The 4,850-nt window shown below is 38.7% G+C and carries 4 protein-coding genes; 1 reads left to right on the top strand and 3 read right to left on the bottom strand.

Annotated features, from left to right (window positions below; all coding sequences use genetic code 11):
* Positions 1-362: 362 nt before the first annotated feature.
* The gene (locus F6K06_RS33040) at positions 363-491 is read right to left on the bottom strand and encodes a hypothetical protein (RefSeq protein ID WP_287245186.1); all 129 of its coding nucleotides are present in this window, start codon (positions 489-491) and stop codon (positions 363-365) included.
* On the bottom strand, positions 488-1,450 hold the full coding sequence (locus F6K06_RS33035; RefSeq protein ID WP_124154316.1) for an aldo/keto reductase: 963 nt from the start codon (positions 1,448-1,450) through the stop codon (positions 488-490). The genes F6K06_RS33040 and F6K06_RS33035 overlap by 4 nt, the downstream gene beginning before the upstream one ends.
* A gap of 647 nt (positions 1,451-2,097) precedes the next feature.
* Between F6K06_RS33035 and F6K06_RS33030 the strand changes: the two genes are divergently transcribed.
* On the top strand, positions 2,098-4,422 hold the full coding sequence (locus F6K06_RS33030; protein WP_287245183.1) for an Ig-like domain-containing protein: 2,325 nt from the start codon (positions 2,098-2,100) through the stop codon (positions 4,420-4,422).
* Positions 4,423-4,654: 232 nt separating this feature from the next.
* Here the strand turns inward: F6K06_RS33030 and F6K06_RS33025 are convergent.
* The coding region (locus tag F6K06_RS33025; protein ID WP_287245181.1) for a hypothetical protein at positions 4,655-4,850 on the bottom strand (196 nt) is incomplete at its 5' end.

The raw sequence follows: 4,850 nt of genomic DNA, 5'->3' as shown, positions 1-4,850 counted from the left end.
TTTGTGGCCTTTAACTAATGAAGTTGTGGCCAATAGCTCTCCCCTTTCTTTAGATGAACTTGAAGAACTATTAGTCTTTCGGTGCCAACAACTAATGAAACAGCATGATTTAATACAAGGACTAACTTGCTTCCATTGGTGGCCTCAAACTAGGGCTGTTCAATTATAAGCGATCGCTTGAACATAAAGGTAGTTGGCGTTGGCGGAGTAAGTGCGGCAGCTATATCGCCATCTTTTTGGCCATAAAGTTTGAATACATCTACTGTAATGATTCTGGTTTTATTATAAGTGATCATCCGAACATGATATTAGAGGCAATTTTCTGTTTGGTGTAGGGGCAATATCAAATCAGCTCGGGTTCACTATAAACAAATATTCCAACCGATACGCCATTGCCAAATCTTTTTCGATATTCCCCTCCTGGGAGCAGTAGGGGTGGGTTCCCACACTCCCCACCCTCCCCATCTCCTATCGCCTACAACCTGCTTCAAAAATCCCACATGACAGGGCGATCGTCTAAAGGATCTGTGACTATTCGTCCGATCGCATCAATTTCTGCTAGCTCATCCTCAGATAATTTAACATCTCCAGCTTTAGCATTAGCAGTAGCTTGTTCGGCATTCCTTGCTCCAACTATAGCCTTTGTCTGGGGTTGAGCAATTAACCAGGCGATCGCTAGTTGAGCGAGACTGCACTGCTTACTTTCTGCAATAGGACGCAGTTTTTCTAAGGCTGTTTGCACTCGTTCGTAGTTTTCTTTGATATAAAATAGTCTATTTTTAGCACGAATATCCCCTTCAGCAAATCTGTGGTCTGGTCCGAATTTACCTGTTAATAATCCCTGTGCTAATGAAGAATAAGCAATAATAGAAATATTATTTTCAACACAGTAAGGCATTTCTTCTTTTTCTATTTTTCGCCAGAATAAAGAATAGGGTGGTTGGGTACTATCAATCTGACCATATTGAGCTGCTTCTGCTGTTTGTTCGCGAGAAAAATTAGACACACCAATTGCTCGAATTTTACCCTCTTTTTTAAGTTTATTAAGAGCATTCATTGTTTCTTCAATTGGTACAATTTCACTATTAAATGCACCAGACGGCCAGTGAATTTGATAGAGGTCAATATAATCAGTTTTCAGGTTTTTGAGGGAGCGATCGCAAGCTTCTATTACTTGGTTATATTTGAGATGATTTGGAAAAACTTTGGTCGCTAAAATTACTTGTTCTCGTACATCTGCCAATGCTTGAGCAACTATTCTTTCTGAGTAACCATCTCCATAAATTTCAGCAGTATCAATTGTGGTGATACCTGCATCAACAGCCCCTCTTATTCCTTTGATAGTTTCAGAATCTTCAATATCTGCCCATCCTCGTTTTCCAGCTTGCCATGTACCCATAATGATTGGGGTAATTTCAATTTCAGAGTTACCTAATGTTCGCTTCTCCATCATTGTCTCCTAATTATTCCGAGTCTAATTATAGCTATAACAGATTGTGCATTACAGCGCTTTTGCTGATTGATGAACCACATCGTCATAACCAAAACCCTGTAGGGGCGCCCTTGCGAAGCCCATGCCGTCAGGCTATATGGCCATTCGCCCATACTGTGCCGAAATGAAAACCGCTGTAAGTCAAGAACTAAAATTGAATTTGGGATACTATGGGTTATATATTTTATAGAGAAAATTAACTACATAATTTTACTTGTTGAGAAACTTGGTGTGACTAAATATTTTTGTATAGATATATTTTTGCCGATTGCAGTATATTTATTGATATAGAAAGACAATTTTCAAGTAATTACTGAAACTTTACAATTTCTTTAAAATAAGCCTCAGTAAATTCACGAAAGCAATTTGACTGAAAAAATAAAAAGTACCCCAAACAACTTGTAACTATAACAATAAAAAGCTAAAAAAAGTTAGGATTAATATATAAATATTAAATTTTCAGTTAGACAAATATTTAAAGGTAGGAAATTATATGGTTTCAAAATTATTAGGAGCGATAGACTTTCAGTCCACTGTCGCGATCGCCACTAAATCTATTGTATTTATAGATCCCATTAACTATTGAAACAACTTCACAAAAACTTATGTCTAAAACAATTCTGTACGACAACACTACTGTTACCCCAGATGATAGTCAAGCAACTACTAATGGTGCTTGGTTTGATTTTGATAAGAGGTTAGCTTCTAATCCTTTTTCGTCTGGTGATGCAGAACAATTTGTCAATGGTACAAATACAGGTACAATTCTGAATACTACAGGCGGTGGAGCAAATCAGACCGATGGTAGTAATAACGATAATACAGCAGGTTACAGTAATTACTCATTAGTAGGGTTTGGTTTCTCTGAAGTTAGAAATGATTTTCCTAAACTCAATGCTGATAATGGCTACACCCTGAGCTTCACTCTTCAAGTAATAGATGAACAAAATACTAATGAAGATATAGATGGGGATGGTAAAAACGATCGGGCAGGTTTCAGTGTCAGTGTGGTTAGCGAAGATACATCAGAAGCGATCGAAATTAGCTTTGAAGAAGACCAGATTTGGGCACAAGGTATAGACCCCAATGCAGATGCAGCTAGCTTTAATTCCCTCATCCAAGCTGAGGTCGTTGATTTTGTTACTACTACTCAAGTCAACTACGATCTAGAAGTATCAGGTCAGGATAATAAATATTATCTATTTGCTGATGGCGAACTAATACTAGATGGCGATTTACGAGATTATTCTGCGGTTAATGCTTCTGGTTTACAGCCTTATGACAATTCTAGCCAGATTAGTTTAAGCGATCGCACTGACGATGCCCGTTCGATAGTTGAATTATCTGAAATTAGTGTTACAAATCCCAGTGCAACTCCCACAGATTTATTGATCTCAGAATATGTAGAAGGTAGCAGCAACAATAAAGCGATCGAGCTATATAACGGTACGGGAAGCGCGATAGATTTAACTGACTATACTCTAGAGTTTTACAGTAATGGCAATACAACTCCTGGCACGAGTATTGATTTATCAGGAACAGTAGCTAGCGGTGATGTATTTGTGTTAGCTGACGTTGATGCTGATGCAACCATTTTAGCACAAGCAGACCAAACAAGCGCGTCTACCTTTTTTAATGGTGATGATGCCATTGTATTGAAAAAGTCTGGTACTGTTCTTGATGTTATTGGACAAGTTGGAACCGATCCTGGTACTGAGTGGGGTAGTGGAAATGTATCAACTCAGAATAACACTTTGCGTCGCAAACCTAGTATTAACAGTGGAGATACTAACGAAACAGATGCTTTCGATCCATCAACTGAGTGGTATGGTTTTGCTACAGATACTTTTGATGGATTGGGGGTTTATCGGGGAAATATTACTGCTCCTAGTGATACTACTGCTCCTAGTGTTACTACCTTCACTCCTGCTGATGATGCGACAAGCATTGCTGTCGAGGCAAATTTAGAGATTCAATTTGATGAGGATATTGTTAAAGGCACTAATGGCGATATTGTTATCAAACAAGCTTCCAATGACCAGGTTTTTGAAACCATGAATGTTACTTCAGCACAAGTTGAGGTTAATGCTAATACTGTAACTATTGACCCTAGCTCTAACCTCGATCCATTAACTGAATATTATGTAGAAGTTAGTTCAGGTGCATTTAAAGATACATCAGAAAATGATTATCTAGGAATTTCTGACACAACTACTTGGAACTTTACTACCGCAGGGGAAACTATAGCTATACGACGGGGAAATCAAATCCTGATTGATGATGATAGTGATGGTACAACAGACCGCACCCTATTGTATGGAAGCGGCTCAGGAGAAGACCAATATCTCGTGGGTGACTGGGATGGCGATAATACTGATGAAATTGCCGTGCGTCGTGGAAATGCGATACACTTTGATAATGACAGTGATGGTGCAACAGACAGCACCTTATTGTATGGAAGTGGTGCAGGAGAAGACCAATATCTCGTGGGTGACTGGGATGGCGATAATACTGATGAAATTGCTGTACGACGTGGAAATGTAATTCATCTAGATGATAACAGTGATGGTGCAACAGACCGTTATCTATTTTATGGCACTGGTGCAGGAGAAGACCAATATCTAGTGGGTGACTGGGATGGCGATAATACTGATGAAATTGCTTTGCGACGTGGAAAAGTAATTCACTTAGATGATGACAGTGATGGTGCAACAGACCGTTATCTATTTTATGGCACTGGTGCAGGAGAAGATGAATATCTAGCGGGTGACTGGGATAACGATGGTATAGATGAAATTGCCTTGCGACGTAACAATAGGTTCTTGATGAATTATGATACTGATGGCAGATCGGATCGAAATTTAGTCTATGGGTTAGGAAATGCGGAAGATGAATACTTGATAGGAGTTTTTTCAGATAGTATGGTGTAGTTTAACCCGGTAGCATCGGTGTAATTAGATGGGAAGATGGGGAGATGGGGACCCACCCCTAACCACTCCCAGAAGGGGAGAAATATTTGGTAATGGTTGAAGATGGAACATTTTTTTATACCAAATTAAACGAATTTGATATAATTAGTAATCAAAAAAACTTTCTCCTTCTTCTTTCTTTCCTCCTGACTCCTGACTCCTGACTCCTGACTCCTCCGTAGTTATTTATTTATCACTGTTCAACCGGACATGATATGACTCCTGACTCCTTCATTGTTTTTAAGATAGACTTTAAAGTTTCTGAAAAAACTTGAGGAGAACATTCAGTTTCAACTCGCTTCATGGCATTTTTTCTAAGTTTATTCCACAAAGCTGAATCTTGATAAAGTTTGATACATTGTTGAGCAAAATCTACATTATTATCACCA

Origin of the sequence: Okeania sp. SIO1H4, assembly GCF_010672695.1 — a bacterium.
In the GTDB taxonomy this organism is placed as follows: Bacteria; Cyanobacteriota; Cyanobacteriia; order Cyanobacteriales; family Microcoleaceae; genus Okeania; species Okeania hirsuta.
This window is presented reverse-complemented; position numbering and strand designations above follow the sequence as displayed.